The sequence below is a fragment of the Clostridium oceanicum genome (assembly GCF_039521385.1).
Lineage (GTDB): Bacteria > Bacillota > Clostridia > Clostridiales > Clostridiaceae > Clostridium_F > Clostridium_F oceanicum.
On sequence record NZ_BAAACG010000004.1, the window covers coordinates 12520 to 29243 of the forward strand.

The 16724-nt window shown below is 26.5% G+C and carries 18 protein-coding genes, 3 tRNA genes and 1 other RNA gene; 21 read left to right on the forward strand and 1 reads right to left on the reverse strand.

The genetic code is table 11. The features are described from left to right. Nucleotides 1-19: 19 nt before the first annotated feature. Complete coding sequence (locus ABDZ71_RS03310; RefSeq protein ID WP_343758832.1) at nt 20-586, forward strand: TetR/AcrR family transcriptional regulator; 567 nt, start codon at nt 20-22, stop codon at nt 584-586. Nucleotides 587-631: 45 nt separating this feature from the next. Here ABDZ71_RS03310 and ABDZ71_RS03315 read toward each other — a convergent pair whose 3' ends face one another. Then, nucleotides 632-2233: an ABC1 kinase family protein gene (locus ABDZ71_RS03315; RefSeq protein WP_343758839.1), complete on the reverse strand. Its 1602-nt coding sequence runs from the start codon at nt 2231-2233 to the stop codon at nt 632-634. Between the two features lie 161 nt (nt 2234-2394). Here ABDZ71_RS03315 and ABDZ71_RS03320 point away from each other — a divergent pair. The 20 genes from ABDZ71_RS03320 (at nt 2395) to ABDZ71_RS03415 (ending at nt 16467) form a co-directional block, all read left to right on the forward strand. After that, nucleotides 2395-2471 (forward strand) — tRNA-Arg (locus ABDZ71_RS03320). 121 nt (nt 2472-2592) lie between these two features. After that, the gene (locus ABDZ71_RS03325; protein WP_343758851.1) at nt 2593-3045 is read left to right on the forward strand and encodes a nucleoside deaminase; all 453 of its coding nucleotides are present in this window, start codon (nt 2593-2595) and stop codon (nt 3043-3045) included. 34 nt (nt 3046-3079) lie between these two features. Beyond that, nucleotides 3080-3172, forward strand: a tRNA-Ser gene (locus tag ABDZ71_RS03330). A 160-nt stretch (nt 3173-3332) separates the two neighbouring features. After that, a tRNA-Ser gene (locus tag ABDZ71_RS03335) sits at nt 3333-3422 on the forward strand. Nucleotides 3423-3432: 10 nt separating this feature from the next. Then, an RNA gene (ffs, locus tag ABDZ71_RS03340) (signal recognition particle sRNA large type) lies at nt 3433-3699 on the forward strand. A gap of 286 nt (nt 3700-3985) precedes the next feature. Next, the gene (gene dnaX, locus ABDZ71_RS03345; protein ID WP_343758853.1) at nt 3986-5623 is read left to right on the forward strand and encodes a DNA polymerase III subunit gamma/tau; all 1638 of its coding nucleotides are present in this window, start codon (nt 3986-3988) and stop codon (nt 5621-5623) included. Nucleotides 5624-5703: 80 nt separating this feature from the next. Beyond that, nucleotides 5704-6048, forward strand: a complete 345-nt coding sequence (locus tag ABDZ71_RS03350; RefSeq protein ID WP_343758855.1) for a YbaB/EbfC family nucleoid-associated protein — start codon at nt 5704-5706, stop codon at nt 6046-6048. A gap of 33 nt (nt 6049-6081) precedes the next feature. Continuing rightward, on the forward strand, nt 6082-6678 hold the full coding sequence (recR, locus tag ABDZ71_RS03355) for a recombination mediator RecR (RefSeq protein ID WP_343758857.1): 597 nt from the start codon (nt 6082-6084) through the stop codon (nt 6676-6678). Between the two features lie 58 nt (nt 6679-6736). Next, on the forward strand, nt 6737-6991 hold the full coding sequence (locus ABDZ71_RS03360) for a YaaL family protein (protein ID WP_343758882.1): 255 nt from the start codon (nt 6737-6739) through the stop codon (nt 6989-6991). Nucleotides 6992-7150: 159 nt separating this feature from the next. Next, nucleotides 7151-7411, forward strand: a complete 261-nt coding sequence (locus ABDZ71_RS03365) for a pro-sigmaK processing inhibitor BofA family protein (protein ID WP_343758859.1) — start codon at nt 7151-7153, stop codon at nt 7409-7411. A gap of 181 nt (nt 7412-7592) precedes the next feature. Next, nucleotides 7593-8285, forward strand: a complete 693-nt coding sequence (sfsA, locus tag ABDZ71_RS03370; RefSeq protein WP_343758861.1) for a DNA/RNA nuclease SfsA — start codon at nt 7593-7595, stop codon at nt 8283-8285. Nucleotides 8286-8331: 46 nt separating this feature from the next. Continuing rightward, nucleotides 8332-8826 (forward strand): NAD(+) diphosphatase, encoded by a 495-nt coding sequence (locus ABDZ71_RS03375; RefSeq protein ID WP_343758863.1) that lies wholly within the window; start codon nt 8332-8334, stop codon nt 8824-8826. A 78-nt stretch (nt 8827-8904) separates the two neighbouring features. Then, nucleotides 8905-9606: a beta/alpha barrel domain-containing protein gene (locus ABDZ71_RS03380; protein ID WP_343758865.1), complete on the forward strand. Its 702-nt coding sequence runs from the start codon at nt 8905-8907 to the stop codon at nt 9604-9606. Between the two features lie 158 nt (nt 9607-9764). Continuing rightward, on the forward strand, nt 9765-10550 hold the full coding sequence (locus ABDZ71_RS03385; protein WP_343758867.1) for an EFR1 family ferrodoxin: 786 nt from the start codon (nt 9765-9767) through the stop codon (nt 10548-10550). Nucleotides 10551-10561: 11 nt separating this feature from the next. Then, complete coding sequence (locus ABDZ71_RS03390; RefSeq protein WP_343758869.1) at nt 10562-10723, forward strand: hypothetical protein; 162 nt, start codon at nt 10562-10564, stop codon at nt 10721-10723. A gap of 434 nt (nt 10724-11157) precedes the next feature. Then, entirely contained in the window at nt 11158-11868 is a 711-nt protein-coding gene (locus tag ABDZ71_RS03395; protein WP_343758872.1) for a tRNA threonylcarbamoyladenosine dehydratase, read from the forward strand. Nucleotides 11869-11941: 73 nt separating this feature from the next. After that, complete coding sequence (locus ABDZ71_RS03400; protein ID WP_343758874.1) at nt 11942-12862, forward strand: GNAT family N-acetyltransferase; 921 nt, start codon at nt 11942-11944, stop codon at nt 12860-12862. Nucleotides 12863-13066: 204 nt separating this feature from the next. Next, on the forward strand, nt 13067-14317 hold the full coding sequence (locus ABDZ71_RS03405; RefSeq protein ID WP_343758876.1) for an ammonium transporter: 1251 nt from the start codon (nt 13067-13069) through the stop codon (nt 14315-14317). 55 nt (nt 14318-14372) lie between these two features. Further along, on the forward strand, nt 14373-15707 hold the full coding sequence (glnA, locus tag ABDZ71_RS03410; protein WP_343758879.1) for a type I glutamate--ammonia ligase: 1335 nt from the start codon (nt 14373-14375) through the stop codon (nt 15705-15707). Between the two features lie 190 nt (nt 15708-15897). Further along, on the forward strand, nt 15898-16467 hold the full coding sequence (locus tag ABDZ71_RS03415; RefSeq protein ID WP_343758881.1) for an ANTAR domain-containing response regulator: 570 nt from the start codon (nt 15898-15900) through the stop codon (nt 16465-16467). Nucleotides 16468-16724 lie beyond the last annotated feature (257 nt).

Genomic DNA, 16724 nt, shown 5'->3' on the forward strand with positions numbered 1-16724 from the left:
AAAAGTATGGAGTGATATAATGAACAAGACTAAAAAGGCAATATTTCATTCTGCCATAAAAATATTTTCTAAAAGTGGATATAATGGCGCTACTATGGATGATATAGCTTTTAATGCCGGTGTAGCTAAAGGAACGTTATACTATCATTTTAGAAGCAAAGAAGAAATATTTAAATACATAATAAAAGAAGGAACAAGTATTATAATAGAAAGAATGGAGTGTATAGCTAAAAATGAACATGATGCCTTATCAAAACTTAAAGCTCTATGTAAAATTCAGCTTAGTTTAGTTTATGAAAATAGAGATTTTTTTAAGGTCATAATGAGTCAATTATGGGGGCAAGAGCTAAGACAGTTAGAGCTTAGACACACTATAAAAGGATATATAAACTATATAGAAAAATATCTTCGTCAAGCTATAGATGAAGGTAGTATAAAAAATGGAGAAGTATCTTTTATGGCTTATACTATATTTGGAACTATATGTTCAGCTACTGTATATGAGCTTATTAACGAAGATGATAGAGATATTCACGAAGTAAATGATAACTTAGTAGGATACATATTAAGTGGTATAAAAAAATAAGTACTAATATTAATCAGCAGATTATGTTGATTAATATTAGTACTTTTATAATTTAGTAGATTTTATGGTTGATATAATAAGAAGAAATCCTATTATAAAGCTTACAGTATATCCTATTAAACTTATTGTTGGTATATTATATATTTTAGGTCCAACATTTATATTTAATATTAAAGAAGAACCTATTATTAAAGAGCATATAATGAGACATCCAATTATTCTATTTATCATTTGATTTAAATTATTTAAAATATTATCTGAATCTTTTATACAAAATTGAATTTTACTTTTACCTTTTAAAACATTGTTTATTAATTTTAATTTTTTATTAGGAATTTTTTTATAGTCTTTTATCATTCTATAACAATCTATATATATTTTTTTAAAATCTATATTATTAAATATATCAAATTCATTGTTAGATTTAACATACAAAATTGCTAAGTCTAACATTTTAATATTAGGAGATATTTTTTCTACAACACCTTCTAATATAATTAATGTTCTTATAAGTAAAGTTAAATCTTTAGGAAGTTGAATATTATTTTTATTTGCACAATTAAAAACTTCTTGAAACATTGATGAAATTTTTATATTCTTTAATGGAGTAGAAAAATAAATTTCAAATAAGTAATCTATATCTTCTGAAAGTTCCTCTTTATCTATAATACCCTTTTGTATTCCTATGCACATAAGGATTGATACTAATTTATCTGTATCTTTATAAGCTAAAGCTATTACTGATTCTTTTAAATAATTTCTTAAAGTTTTAGATAGATTGCCCATTATACCAAAATCTATAAAGCAAATCTTATTTTTGTAGATTAATAAATTTCCAGGATGAGGATCACCATGGAAAAAACCATCCTCAAATATTTGTTTTAATAAAGATAAAATTAAATGTTTAGATAAAGTATCTCTATCATAGTTATATTTTTTTAGTAATGGAAGGTTAGTTATTTTAAATCCATTTATTTTTTCCATAGTTATAACTTTTTTACTACATAAATTTTTAACTATTTTAGGTGCATATATGTATTGGTTTTGATTATTTAAACTTTTAAATTTTTCTATATTTTTTACTTCGTTATTAAAGTCTAATTCTAATTTAGTAGAATCTAATACTTCATCTAGAGCCTCTTTTCCATTTATTATGCTATCAAAAATTTTTATTTTTTTTAAAGAAATTATTTTTTTTAGTATTAAAAGATCGATATTCATTTTTTCTATTATATCTGGTCTTTGAATTTTTACCATAACATCCATATTATTTGGCAATTTAGCAGCGTATACTTGAGCTATAGATGCAGATGCTATAGGATTTTTATTAAACTCTATAAAAACATCCTCAATATTTTTATTAAATTCCTCAATAAAAATATTATTTACACTTTTAAAACTTTCATAAGTCACGTTATCTTGTAATTTTGTAAGTTCATTTATATAATTTTTAGGAAATATATCTGGTCTAGTACTTAATATTTGTCCTATTTTTATAAAGGTTGGACCTAATTTTTCAAAAGCTTTCCTTAAATTTTCAGGAGATTTTTTTTTATTATTAAATTTAGAATCTACCATATAACCAAACCCATAATAAATTAAAGTTTTAAGTATTTCCTTAAATCTTTTTACGTAAGGCCTATTCATTTTTACCTCTCTTTTAATACTTATTTTAATAATATGTATTTATATATCTTTTAGATTATATTAATTAAAATTTCTAAATATGTATATATTATACTTTTATAAATATTGACATAAATATTAAATTATAATAAACTATTTAAAGTAGGATTAATTTTATTTATGCGCTCGTAGCTCAGAAGGATAGAGCAGCGGTTTCCTAAACCGCGTGCCGGGGGTTCGATTCCTCTCGTGCGCACCAAATAAATGCCATGTAACATTTTAGTTGCATGGTTTTATTTTAGTAAATTAAAGATAGATGATTTTATTTACCTTATATTTTTAAATATTATATAGAAATAAATAAGATTAAGAGGTACAGTATGGATAAAAGTTTTATTTTAGATGCCTTAGATGAAGCAAAAAAGGCTTTAGAAATGAATGAAGTTCCAGTAGGAGCTGTTATAGTTAAAGAAAATAAAATTATAGCTAGAGCCTTTAATTTAAAAGAGACTTTAAATGATCCTACAGCTCATGCAGAAATTTTAGCTATAAAAAAAGCTTGTGATAAATTAAAAAATTGGAGACTTACAGGTTGCAGTATGTATGTTACCTTAGAACCTTGTCCTATGTGTGCAAGTGCAATAGTTCAATCAAGAATAAGTAATTTATATATAGGAACATTTGATTCTTCTTCAGGGGCTTGTGGTACAGTTGTTGATTTAGTTAATAATAGATATTTAAATACTTATTTAAATGTAAATTGGTTGTATGATGATGGATGTAGTGATATTTTAAAGAATTTTTTTAAAAATATTAGATATAAGAATATATAAGTATATTTATAAAAAATTAATATAAACTATATATGGAGAAATGTCTGAGTGGTTTAAAGTGCTTGACTCGAAATCAAGTGTAGGATTACTAGTTCTACCGAGGGTTCGAATCCCTCTTTCTCTTCCATTTTTTTATGAATTTTATGTAAATATAAGTAATATTATCAATAATATGTTTCTATATCTATTAAAATATATTTATAATGCTATTGAAGTTGTTTTAAATTCATAGTATAATGTTTAATGTTAACATAAAAAATAAAATAATTTATTATTTGTTTGTGTGAGGAGAGATGTCCGAGTGGTTTAAGGAGCACGCCTGGAAAGCGTGTATAGGGGAAACTCTATCGGGGGTTCGAATCCCCCTCTCTCCGCCAGTTAACCTTTCCGTGCTAGATGGGGAGTTAGCGGTGCCCTGTAACCTGCAATCCGCTACAGCAGGGTTGAATTCCTTGCCTAGGCTTTTAACTTGTGGGGTCTGGCCTGTAAAAGTGGTGTTGATAACTGGGTCCCACGCAACGAAAATTCATAAACTCCGTCAGATCCGGAAGGAAGCAGCGGTAAGTGAACACTTTCGTGTGACGTGGATCAACTTGGTTTGAGCTAACTATACAGGTAACGCTCATAAGTTAATTGACGAAGCAAGGTGCACGGTTTATAATTTAAGAAAATTTTAAAGGTACTTTAAATAAAGTACCTTTTATTTTTATAATTAAAAGCTACATAATGTTATAATTAATATATAGATTTAAGGCACATTCAAATAAATAACTAGTCAGTATACTAGTTTATTTTGTGAACTACATCTTCCTTGAAACCTACTAATAATGAAACTATTAGTAGAACCCAAGTTATTGTATTTCATAAAATATCCATAGCATCTTTGAATTAGTATTTATTTTCATATGCCTAATTAATTCTTTCAAGAAGGTGATAGAATTTGGCTTATACTGCTTTGTATAGAGAATGGAGACCAAAAAACTTTTATGATGTTGTAGGACAAAAGCATATAACTGTAACACTCAAAAATCAAGTTAGAGAAAATAGAATAGCTCATGCTTATTTATTTTGTGGAACAAGGGGAACTGGAAAAACATCTACAGCTAAAATATTAGCTAAAGCTGTAAATTGTTTAAATCCTAAAGATGGAGAACCTTGTAATGAATGTGATGTATGCAAAAAAATAAATAGTGGATTACTTATGGATGTAATAGAAATGGATGCTGCATCTAAAAGAAAGCTTGAAGATATAAAAGATATTATAGAAAATGTTAAGTATCCTCCTCAAGAAGGAAAATATAAAGTATACATAATGGATGAAGTTCATATGTTAACTCAAGAAGCAGTAAATGCTTTTTTAAAAACATTAGAAGAACCTCCAAGTAACGTTATATTTATATTAGCTACAACAGATCCTCAAAAATTACCTATTACAATACTATCAAGATGTCAAAGATTTGATTTTAGAAGGATAAAGCAAGAAGATATATCAAATAGACTAAGAGATATTGTTTCAAGTGAAGGTATTTTTGCTGATGATAAAAGCTTAAACTTGATATCTAGAATGTGCGATGGTGCCATGAGAGATGCCTTAAGTATATTAGATCAAGTTATAGCAACAGGTGAAGGTAAAGTAGAATATGATCAAGTTATAGATGTTTTAGGATTAGTTACTAATGATAACTTATTAAAACTTACAGATAGTATAATAGAACGTAATATAGAAGAATCTATGAAAATAATAGATGATGTAGTTTTAAATGGAAAAGATATTTATAATTTTATAAGAGATATGATAGGTCATATGAGAGACCTTATGATGGTTAAAGTAAGCAATAATCCAGAAGATATATTAGATATGTCTTCTGAAAATATAGAACTTGTTAAAGTTCAAGCTCAAAAGATTAGAATAGAAGAGATAATGAGAGATATAAGAATACTTCAAGAGGCAGAAAACCAATCTAAATGGGTTAAACAAAGTAGAATATATTTGGAACTTTCTGTTATAAAAATGTGTAAAATAGAGTATGACACATCAAAAGAAGTTATAGTATCTAGATTAAATAAATTAGAAGAAAGATTATCATCAGGAGATTTTGTTATAAATGCTTCTAAAGAAGATAAGGTAAAAAAAGTTCAAGGAATAAATAATACAAAATCAAATAATAGGAATATTATTTCAAAAGATAAAAAAGAAAAAAGAGAAGAAATTATTGAATACAATGAAAACTCTAATTTAACCTTAGATAAGATAAAAAAAGTATGGCACGATATATTAGAAGGATTTAAAGCTAGAAGACTTATGGTTTTATATGCAGCTTTAGTTACTGCTAAAATATATGAATGTAAAAATGGAGTTATAACTCTTATGTATACTAAGCAGTATGCTTTTAATAAACAAAGGCTTGAAAAGGTTGAAAACAGTAAAATTGTAGAAGAGATTTTTTCTAAGGTACTAAAAGAGAGAATAAGAATAAGATATATAGTAGAACAAGATTTTAATTCATCTAAAAGTAGTGAAGATATGTTAAAAGATACTTTTGGAAATGATATGATTGAAGTAATAGATGAAGAATAATATTATTTAAATAGCTTATAATTATGATATAATAAGAATCGAATTATAATTGAAATTAATTTTATAAGGAGGATATATTTATGGCAAAAGGTGGATTCCCAAACATGGGTGGAGGAAACATGAATAATCTAATAAAACAGGCTCAACAAATGCAAAAACAAATGCAAAAAATGCAACAAGATTTAGAATCAAAAGAATTTTCAGCTACTGTTGGTGGTGGAGCTGTTGTAGCAGTTGCTAATGGAAAAAAACAAATAATAGATATAAAAATAAAACCAGAAGTAGTAGATGAAGATGATATAGAAATGCTTCAAGATTTAATAATGAGTGCTTGTAACGAAGCTCTAAAAAAAGCTGAAAAAGATTCAGCAGATCAAATGCAAAAATTAACAGGTGGATTAAACTTACCAGGTGGAATGTTTTAATTAACTGCCTTATAAAAAACAGAGGTGAACAATTTGGAGTTTTATCCTGTAGCTATAGAAAAACTTATAGAAGAATTTGCTAAGCTTCCAGGTATAGGTTATAAAACAGCACAAAGACTTACTTTGCATGTATTAAATTTACCTCAAGATGAAGTAAAAGAATTTGCTCATGCTTTAGTAAAAGCTAGAGGCACTATAAAGTATTGTTCTGTTTGTGGAAATTTTACAGACACAGATCCTTGTGCTATATGTAATAATCCTAACAGAAATAAGAGTATAATATGTGTTGTTGAAGAGCCAAGAGATATTATATCTATGGAAAAGGTTAAAGAATTTAATGGTGTATATCATGTGCTTCATGGAACTATATCACCAATGGCTGGAAGAGGGCCTGAAGACATAAAACTTAGAGAACTTGTAAGAAGAATAAATGGAAGCGTAAAAGAAGTTATTGTAGCTACAAATCCTAATGTAGAAGGAGAAGCTACAGCTATGTATATATCTAAAATATTAAAACCTTTAGGAGTTAAGATTACAAGAATTGCCCATGGAATTCCTGTAGGTGGAGATTTAGAATATGCAGATGAAGTTACTTTAGCAAAAGCTTTAGAAGGAAGAATAGAAATATAAATTATTATTATATGAATATTAATCCCATTTCATGGATATTATTTTAATAACAGATGAAATGGGAGGTTTTTATATGAAAAAGTTGGATGCCATGGAAAAGCAAACCTTACTAAGGTCTATAAACGATGTGATAAATGAATTGAGCGATATAAGAGAAGTATTTGAAAATGCCAGTGATCCTAAGCTTATAGATTATGCTATATATATGGAAGAAGCTTTAAAATCTAAATATACCTATTTGTTATCAGAAGCTAAATCAAAAGGAATTAAAGTAGAAGTTACTGATAACGTAAGAAAAGTAGAAGTAAGCTAATTATTGAATATATAAATAAAAATACCGTAAAAGATACGGTATTTTTATTTATATAATAAAGTTTATATAAAATACACAGAAAATATACTTTTTTTTATTATAGTAGAATATATTTTATTATATAATAAGTTAAAATAATAAGTTAAAGGAGATGTAATTTTGACTTTACAATATGCAGGATATTTTTTATTGGCGATTTTCTTGTTGTTTATATTACTTAAGATTTTTGTATTTCCATTAAAAATAATATTTACTCTTTTAGTTAATGCCGTGTTAGGCGTTGTATTACTATATGTAGTTAATTTTGTTGGAGCATATTTTAATTTTTTTATAGGAATAAATATATGGACAGCCCTTATATCTGGTTTTTTTGGAATACCAGGAGTAATATTTTTGATTATATTTAAACTATTCTTGTGATAATATGTAAAGGTAAAATAAAGTTTTCAACAGTGAATAACTTTGCCTGTGGATAACTTCTGTGGATATGTGTATAATTAATAATATATATATATTATTTTTCACAAATTTAAGATATATAAATAGAAAATTTAGAAAGGAGGATTTTATTGAATAATATATTATTCGATAAATAAATCTTTTGAAAATAGATAAAAATATTATAAGTGCAAAATTTATAAAAAGACCAAATAGATTTGAAGCTTATGTTAATATAAAGGATGAATTAGAAAATGTTCATGTTCCTAATACAGGAAGATGTAAAGAAATATTAAGGCCTATGGCTAAGGTATTTCTTAGAGAAGAGAATGGACCTTTAAGAAAAACTAGATATGATTTAATAGCAGCTTACAAAGAAAATATGCTTATAAATATTGATTCACATATTCCAAATAAAGTTACAGAAGAAGCTTTATTAAATTCTAAAATAGATAAATTAGCAAAATACAATAAAATAAGTAGGGAAAAAACTTTTAGAAATAGTAGATTTGATTTTAAATTAGAAAATGATAAAAATGATTCTTATTATTTAGAAGTAAAAGGTGTAACTTTTGAAAAAGATGGAATAGCAATGTTTCCAGATGCACCAACAGAAAGAGGAAGAAAGCATTTAAAAGAGCTTATAGAAGCAAAAAAAGAAGGTCATGGAGCAGGAGTTTTATTTGTTATACAATTTGATGGACCATCTAAGTTTTCTCCTTATGATGATATGGATAAAAAGTTTGGAGATGAATTAAGAAAAGCTTATGAAAATGGAGTAGATATATTTGCATATGATTGTAATGTAGGAGAAGATTATATAGAACTAAAAAATAAAATTGAGATAGATTTATAATAACATAAGAATAGGAGGGTAGAGCTCTTAAATAGAGCTTATAATTATGAAATTTAAATATTGTCCTTTATGTGGAAAGAAATTAATACCAAAATATAGTTTTGACGAAGGTAATGTACCTTATTGTGACCATGATGATATTATGTATTTTGATACTCCTACTCCTTGTATTATAGTTGCAGTTATAAAAGAAGATAAAATATTACTACTTAAACAAAGTTACATATTTAAAAATTCTAAAGTTTTGTTATCTGGATATGTAACTCCAGGAGAAAGCGTTGAAAAGTCTGTACATAGAGAAGTTAAAGAAGAAGCGGGAATAGATATTTTAGATGTAGAATATTTAGGGAGTGAATATCTAGAAGAAAAAGATATAATAATGCTAACTTTTATGGCAAAATATAAAGATGGTATTCTTAATAAATCTTCAGAAGTTGAATGGATAGGCTGGATTCCTTTAAAGGATGCTATAGGAGAAATGGAAGAAGATGCAATTGGAAAAAGAGTAGTAAAAAAAGTTTTTAAAAGTATAAAAAAATAGAGGATTTTATACTAATATATAGAATAAATATATTACTTTTATATTAGGCTGTTTTTTCAAGGAGGAAAACATAAAATCATGAAAAATAAAATTTTGCAATCATCTAGACCTACACCAGAAGTAAGAGGGGTCTTAAGAAATAAGATTTTAGAAGTTCCATTAAGTATAAAAGAAGCTAGTGGTATAAGAATTTTTGGAAAGACTATAAAATCCTTAGTTTACAGCACAGATGTAGCAGTTATAAAAAATACTAATGCAGACGCTATAATGGCTGTGTATCCTTTTACGCCTCAACCAATAATTACTCAAGCTTTAGTTACAGCAGCAGATGTTCCAGTATTTTGTGGAGTAGGTGGTGGACTTACTTCCGGTAAAAGAGTTGTTAATTTAGCATTAGATGCTGAATTTAAAGGTGTTATGGCTGTAGTTTTAAATAGCCCAATAACAAATGAAGTAGTAAAACAATTAAAGGAAACTATAGATATACCTATAGTGGTAACAGTAGTATCTCAGCATGAAGACATAAGGGCTAGATTAGAATCAGGGGTTTCTATACTAAATGTATCTGGTGGTAAAAATACTTCAAATATAGTAAAGTCTATCAGAAAAGAATTTCCTAACATTCCTATAATTGCAACTGGTGGATTAGATGATGATACTATAATAAAAACCATAGAAGCTGGAGCAAATTGTATAACTTATACTCCTCCATCATCAGCATATGTATTTAAAGATGTTATGAAAAAATACAGATTTAATTATAGGAAAAACCATTTATAAATTTTAAGGCTTTAGACTTTAGTTTAAAGCTTTTTAATTTTTTATTTAACCTTTAGTAATATATTTGTCTCCAAAAGATATATCTTTGTGATAAAATAGTAAAAGACGGTTTTTTAAAAAAGCTGTCTTTTAAATTTAGATAGCTATGGAGGATACATATGAATGGAGCATTATGTTATTTCAGTGGCACAGGTAATACTAAATGGATTGCAAATAAGATAAGTGACTATTTTAAAGAAAATGATTACAATATAGATTTTTTTAATATAGAATATAAAGAAGATTTTGATTTAGAAAATATAAATAAATATGATTTTTTAATAATAGGTACCCCTGTGTATGCAGGTATGGAACCTAGAATTGTTAGTAACTTTTTAAAAAAATTACCTAAGGGTAATAATAAAAAATGTATAATTTATTCTACCCAAGGTAGTAATAAAGCTTCTGCTGCTGAAAATATATCAAGAATAATTAATAAAAAAGGTTATGATGTTTTTATACAAAGTAGCATAAAGATGACTAATAATTATTATTTTGCTATGGGAAAAAAACCTACAAATGAATATATTACTTCTACTTTAAAAGAAGCAGAAGTAAAATGTAAGAATATAGTTGATGGCTTTATAAAAGGAGAGAAGTTAATAGAAAATACTAATTCTTTTAAATTAGGTGTATCAAAAGTTTTATCTAAAGGTTTTATTAAAATATTACCTAAATTATCTAAAAATATGATATCAAAAAATGATTGTGATAAATGTGGTTTGTGTGTTAGAAACTGTCCAAGAGGAAATATAACTATGGAAAACGGAAGAGCGGTTTTTCATAGCAAGTGTATGCTCTGTTTAAGGTGTATATATTTGTGTCCTAAAAATGCCATAACTTATAAAAATAAAAAAATATATAAAATTCAAAAAAACATTATAAAAGCATTAGACATAAAGTAAGGAGATTTGTTATGAAATTAAAAATAACTAATTGTGATAAATGCATAAAATTTATTAACAAAAAATGCGACAAAAATATGGAAAATTGTATATGTAAAAAGTGTCCTAGGAACATAGAAAAATGTATATTAACAAAATATTGTAGTGAGACAGAGTCGATTTTAGATATATAATAGATAATTGATTAATATTTCCAAATATTGAAAAAAATAACTTACTGTGTTAATATAAATTTAGTTAAGTTGATACCAATATGACAACAACAGTTTATAAATTTATAGAACTTAATTTTTATAATTATATATGATTCGGGTTATAAATTGATTGTAATTATAAAAATAATTTCTTGTAAAACTTTTGCAAGTATATATTAACGGAGTTAGTTTAGGAAATAATATAACTTGTCTAGTTTAAAAGTTTTATTTGTATTTATAATCTGTTTTACAATTTATTATACTTTTGTTAAATTGAGCGGATTTTTATTAACTAAGTATAAAGGATATAAGCCTCCATGAATACTTTTGTATTTATTGAGGCTTATATTTTTGTTCGGTGAGATATATAATAAATATAATTGTATGTTTATTAATTATAAAGGAGAGATGATATGGATAGTTGGTTACAAAGAACAAGTCTTTTACTAGGAGAAGAATCAGTTTTAAAGCTTAAAAAAAGCAAAGTAGTAGTCCTTGGAGTTGGCGGAGTGGGAAGTTTTTCAACAGAAGCTTTAGCAAGAGCAGGAATTGGAAACATAACTATAGTAGATAAAGATACTGTTGATATAACTAATATAAATAGACAAATCCATGCTAATGTTAATTCTGTAGGTAAAGTAAAAGTTGAAATTATGAAAAAAAGAATATTAGATATAAATCCTAAGTGTAATGTAGTAGATTATAAGACTTTTATAGAAGAAAAAAATATAGAAGACATAATAGATAAGGATACAGATTATGTAATAGATGCTATAGATACAGTTTCTTCTAAAATATCTGTTATAACTTGGTGCAAAAGTAATGGGATAAATATAATAAGTAGTATGGGAACAGGAAATAAATTAGATCCTACTAAATTTAAAATTGAAGATATTTATAATACAAAAGTATGTCCTTTAGCTAAAGTTATGAGAAATGAATTAAGAAAAAGAAAGATTAAAAATTTAAAAGTATTGTATTCAGAAGAAAAACCTATAAAAAGAGAAGATAAAGTTTTAAATAGCAATAACAGACCAGTACCAGCAAGCATATCTTTTGTACCACCATGTGCAGGACTTATTATAGCAGGAGAGGTTATAAAAGATATTATAAAAACAAAATAAAATTTTGTTGTGGTATAATTTAAAGTGCAAAAACTTATAAATTTTTTACTTATTATTTTGGGAGCTGTTATTTATGAAAAAAAATTTAGGTGTTGATATAAATCTAGCTAATGGTAAATCAAGGGAATATATAATTAGAGACGAGTCTGGTATAAATATTGGGAGAATATTTATTTTAGAGATATTAGAAAAGTATAAATCTTGTAGTTTAAGATTAAATTTTTATAAATCCTATGATAACAGTGAAGAGTATTTAAAAAAAATATTAAAAGAATTTATTCAATTATTATTTAGAAAAAATATATGTAAAATAAATATAATAGCAAGCGAAAATATAAATTTTAAAGCATTTATAGATTTAGGTTTTGATTTAGAAGGCGTTATAACTAATAAAGAATGTAATGAATTTTTATTTGGATTAGACATAGATAGCTTTAGAAAAAAGAGTATACATAAAGATTTAACATTAAAAGGGAAAGATATTTTACTTAGAGTATTAAACCCTACTAATTGTGAAGAGTTATTAGATTATTATATAAGAAATAAAAGTCATTTAGAAAAATTTGAACCTACAAGAGAAAAGGAGTTTTATACTTTTGATTTTCAAAGAAAAGTACTTATAGATTCTTATAGTCAATATTTAAATGGGAAAAGTATAGAACTTGGTATATATAAAGAAGATAAATTTATAGGAAAAATTAAAGTTTCTAATATAGTAATGGGAGTATTTAAAAATGCAATAATAGGGTATTCTATAGATAAAGATTACCAAGGAAATGGTTATATGAAAGAAGCAGTAAAAATAGTTACAGAGTACTGTTTTAAAGAATTAGGACTTCATAGAGTAGAAGCTTCTACTTTAGTAGATAATGAAAAATCTAAGCACGTTCTTTTAAAATGCGGTTTTAAAGAGCTTGGAATAAATAAAGAATATTTATTTATTGATGGAAAGTGGAGAGATCATATAACTTTTTATACTGTTAATAATTGCTAGTAATATTAAATAAAAATATTATTGAAATATAAAAAATATTATGATAAAATAAAGGACATAATTTAATATTTAAATAGAAGGCAACGGCGTCTTCAAACTAGGAAATGTATTTCCCTGAGTTTGTTGACGTCTTTTTGTTTTATACAAAATTATAAGCTAGATATACTCATAGGGAAATGTATAAAAATAGGGAGGAGATATAAAATGAATTATTCTAGCGCAATAGACACAGTATGGGTATTGATAGCTACAGGATTAGTATTTTTTATGCAAGCAGGATTTGCAATGGTTGAGACAGGATTTACTAGGGCTAAAAACTCTAGCAATATAATAATGAAAAACCTTATGGATTTTTCAGTAGGATCTTTAGTGTTTTGGGTTTTAGGTTTTGGGTTGATGTTTGGTACAGATACAAATGGATTTATTGGTCAAATTGCTTTCTTTGGTGATATAAATTTTAAAGCTTTAGGATTAACTATACCTAAAGAAGCATTTTTAATATTTCAAACAGTATTTTGTGCTACTGCTGCAACTATTGTATCAGGAGCTATGGCTGAAAGAACTAAATTTTTATCTTATTTAATATATAGTTTTGTTATTAGTGCATTAGTTTATCCAATAGTAGGACATTGGGTATGGGGAAATGGTTGGCTAAGTCAATTAGGATTCCATGACTTTGCAGGTTCTACAGTAGTTCATTCTTTAGGAGGATGGGCAGCCTTAATGGGAGCCTTTATTATAGGTCCTCGTATAGGTAAATATGAAAATGGTAAATCTAATACTATAAAAGGTCACAGTATACCTTTAGGAGCTTTAGGTGTATTTATACTATGGTTTGGATGGTTTGGATTTAACCCAGGTTCAACATTATCTGCTATGAGTTTCAATGATATAGCACATATTTTTATGACAACAAACTTAGCAGGATCTTCAGCAGCTGTAGTAGCAATGATTATATCATGGGTAAAGCAAGGAAAGCCAGATGTAGGTGTAACTTTAAATGGAGCTTTAGGAGGATTAGTTGCAATAACTGCCGGTACTGATGTAGTTAGTAGTTCATCTGCAGCAATAATAGGAATAATAGCAGGATTTTGTGTAGTATATGCAATGGATTTTATAGATAAGGTACTAAAAATAGATGATCCAGTTGGAGCGGTGGCAGTACATGGAGTATGTGGTTCTGTAGGAACTATATTAGTAGGGATATTTTCTTTAAAAGAAGGACTTATTTATGGATATGGAATTTCTCTATTAAAAACTCAAATAATAGGGGTATTTTCAGTAGCTTTATGGACTATGGGTCTTACCTATGTACTATTTAAAGTAATTGATCTTACAATTGGATTAAGAGTAACTAGTGATGAAGAAAATATGGGACTAGATATAAAAGAGCATGGATTAGAAAGCTATGGAGATTTTGAATTAAGAGAGAGCTATTTAACAGAAAGTTATTAATAATAAATATAAATTTATTTTAAATATAATAAGTATAAACAAAGGAGAGATATTAATGTCAAATAAATGTAGTAGAGAAGAAATTTTAAAAAAAGCTAAGGAATTAGATGTTGAATTTATTCACTTACAATTTACAGATATAATGGGAGTTATGAAAAATGTATCAATAACTATAGAACAACTTGAAAAAGCATTAGATAATGAAATAATGTTTGATGGATCTTCTATAGATGGTTTTGTTAGAATTGAAGAATCAGATATGTATTTAAGACCAGACCTATCAACATTTACAGTATTCCCATGGACTACTTATGGAAAAGAAGCTAGACTTATATGTGATGTATATAAATCAGATGGAACACCTTTTGAAGGTTGTCCTAGAAATGTACTTAAAAAAGTTTTAGAAGAAGCTAGAGAAATGGGATATATACTTAATATAGGACCAGAATGTGAATTCTTCTTATTCAATACAGATGAAAAAGGAATGCCATCACTTGAAACTCACGATGATGCAGGATACTTTGATCTTGCGCCAGTAGATTTAGGTGGAAATGCAAGAAAAGATATTACTACAACATTAAAAGAAATGGGATTTAAAATAGAAGCATCTCATCATGAAGTTGCACCAGGACAACATGAAATTGATTTTGAATACTCAGATGCACTATCTACAGCAGATAACATAATGACATTTAAAATGGCTGTAAGAATTATAGCACAAAGACATGGTCTTCATGCTACATTTATGCCTAAACCTAAGTTTGGTATAAACGGATCAGGAATGCATTTAAATGCTTCCCTATCAAGCTTAGATGGTAAAAATGCATTTTATGATAAAGATGGAGAATTAGAATTATCTAAAGAAGCATACTATTTCTTAGGAGGAGTTTTAGAGCATGCAAAAGGAATGGCAGCTTTAACTAATCCTACAGTAAATTCATATAAAAGATTAGTTCCAGGATATGAAGCTCCAGTTCTTATAGCTTGGTCTGCAAGTAATAGAAGTCCATTAGTTAGAATACCAGCTAAAAGAGGTCAATCTACAAGAGTTGAGCTTAGAAATCCAGATCCATCAGCTAATCCATATTTAGCATTAGCTGCATTATTAAAAGCAGGATTAGAAGGAATAAAAAATCAAACTAAACCAGTAGATCAAGTTAAAACTAATGTATATGAAATGAATGATGCTGAAATAAAAGAAAAAGGAATAGAAAGTTTACCTGCTAACTTAAATGAAGCTATAGAAGAATTATCAAAAGATGAAGTAGTAAAAGCGGCAATAGGCAGTCACGTATATAATAAATTTAAAGATGCTGCTTTATATGAATGGATGGAATATTCAAGATATGTATCAAAGTGGGAAATAGAAAGATATTTAAGAAAATTCTAGTTTAAATTATATTAAAATAAATAATATGTAAAATATGTGAGGTCTATTTTGTGAAATACAATCACTAGAATCTATTAATAGTTTTGTTATTAGTTTATTCTAAGAAGGGGTAATTCATAAAATAGACTAACATACTTATTAGTCATTTATTTTATATTACTAAAGATATAGTTGATTTTGGAGTGGTGTCATGAATAGTTATAGCATAGTAGTTTCTGATAGTAATGAAGAATCTAGAAAGAAAATATGTACTTTACTTAAAAAAAGAGGATACAAAACATATGAAGCATTAGATGGTGCTGAAACTATAAGGATTTGTAGAAGTACCTTGCCAGATTTAGTTATAATAGATACAGGATTAAGAGGAATGAATTCTTTTGAAGTTGCGCATATAATTGAAGACAATAAAATATCTACAGTTATATTTATTACTAATAACATTAATGATACGTTTTATAAAAATTTAAAAGACATGAATGTTTTTGCATATTTAATGAAACCTATAAATTTACAACAACTATATCATACAGTAGAATTTTCTATAATGAATTCATACAAAATGAGTATGTTATCTAAAGAGATAGAAAGATTAGAAAATACCTTAGAAGAAAGAAAGATAATAGCTAAGGCAAAGGGAATACTTATGAATAAGCTTAACATAAGTGAAGAGGAAGCTTTTAAAATGCTTAGAACTAAAAGCATGAATAAATGTATTTCTATGTCTAGTTTATGTAAGATAATAATAAAAAAGTATGGATAGATAGGGTGTAGGTAAGCTGCACTCTATTTATTTTAATAATATGTCGAATATACGCTCCCTTGTGTATCCTTTTGTATATTTATGAGATATTAGAAGAAATATATCGAAAATAGTATTTAATTTCTTATAATAAGACTAGTTTATATTTAAATAGCCAATAAATATGATAAGATATTCCTTGTCGTCACGAAGACGGCAACAAATTGACAAATAAGTCAATAAAAAACATGTTGACAAACAAATTAAAACATGTTATT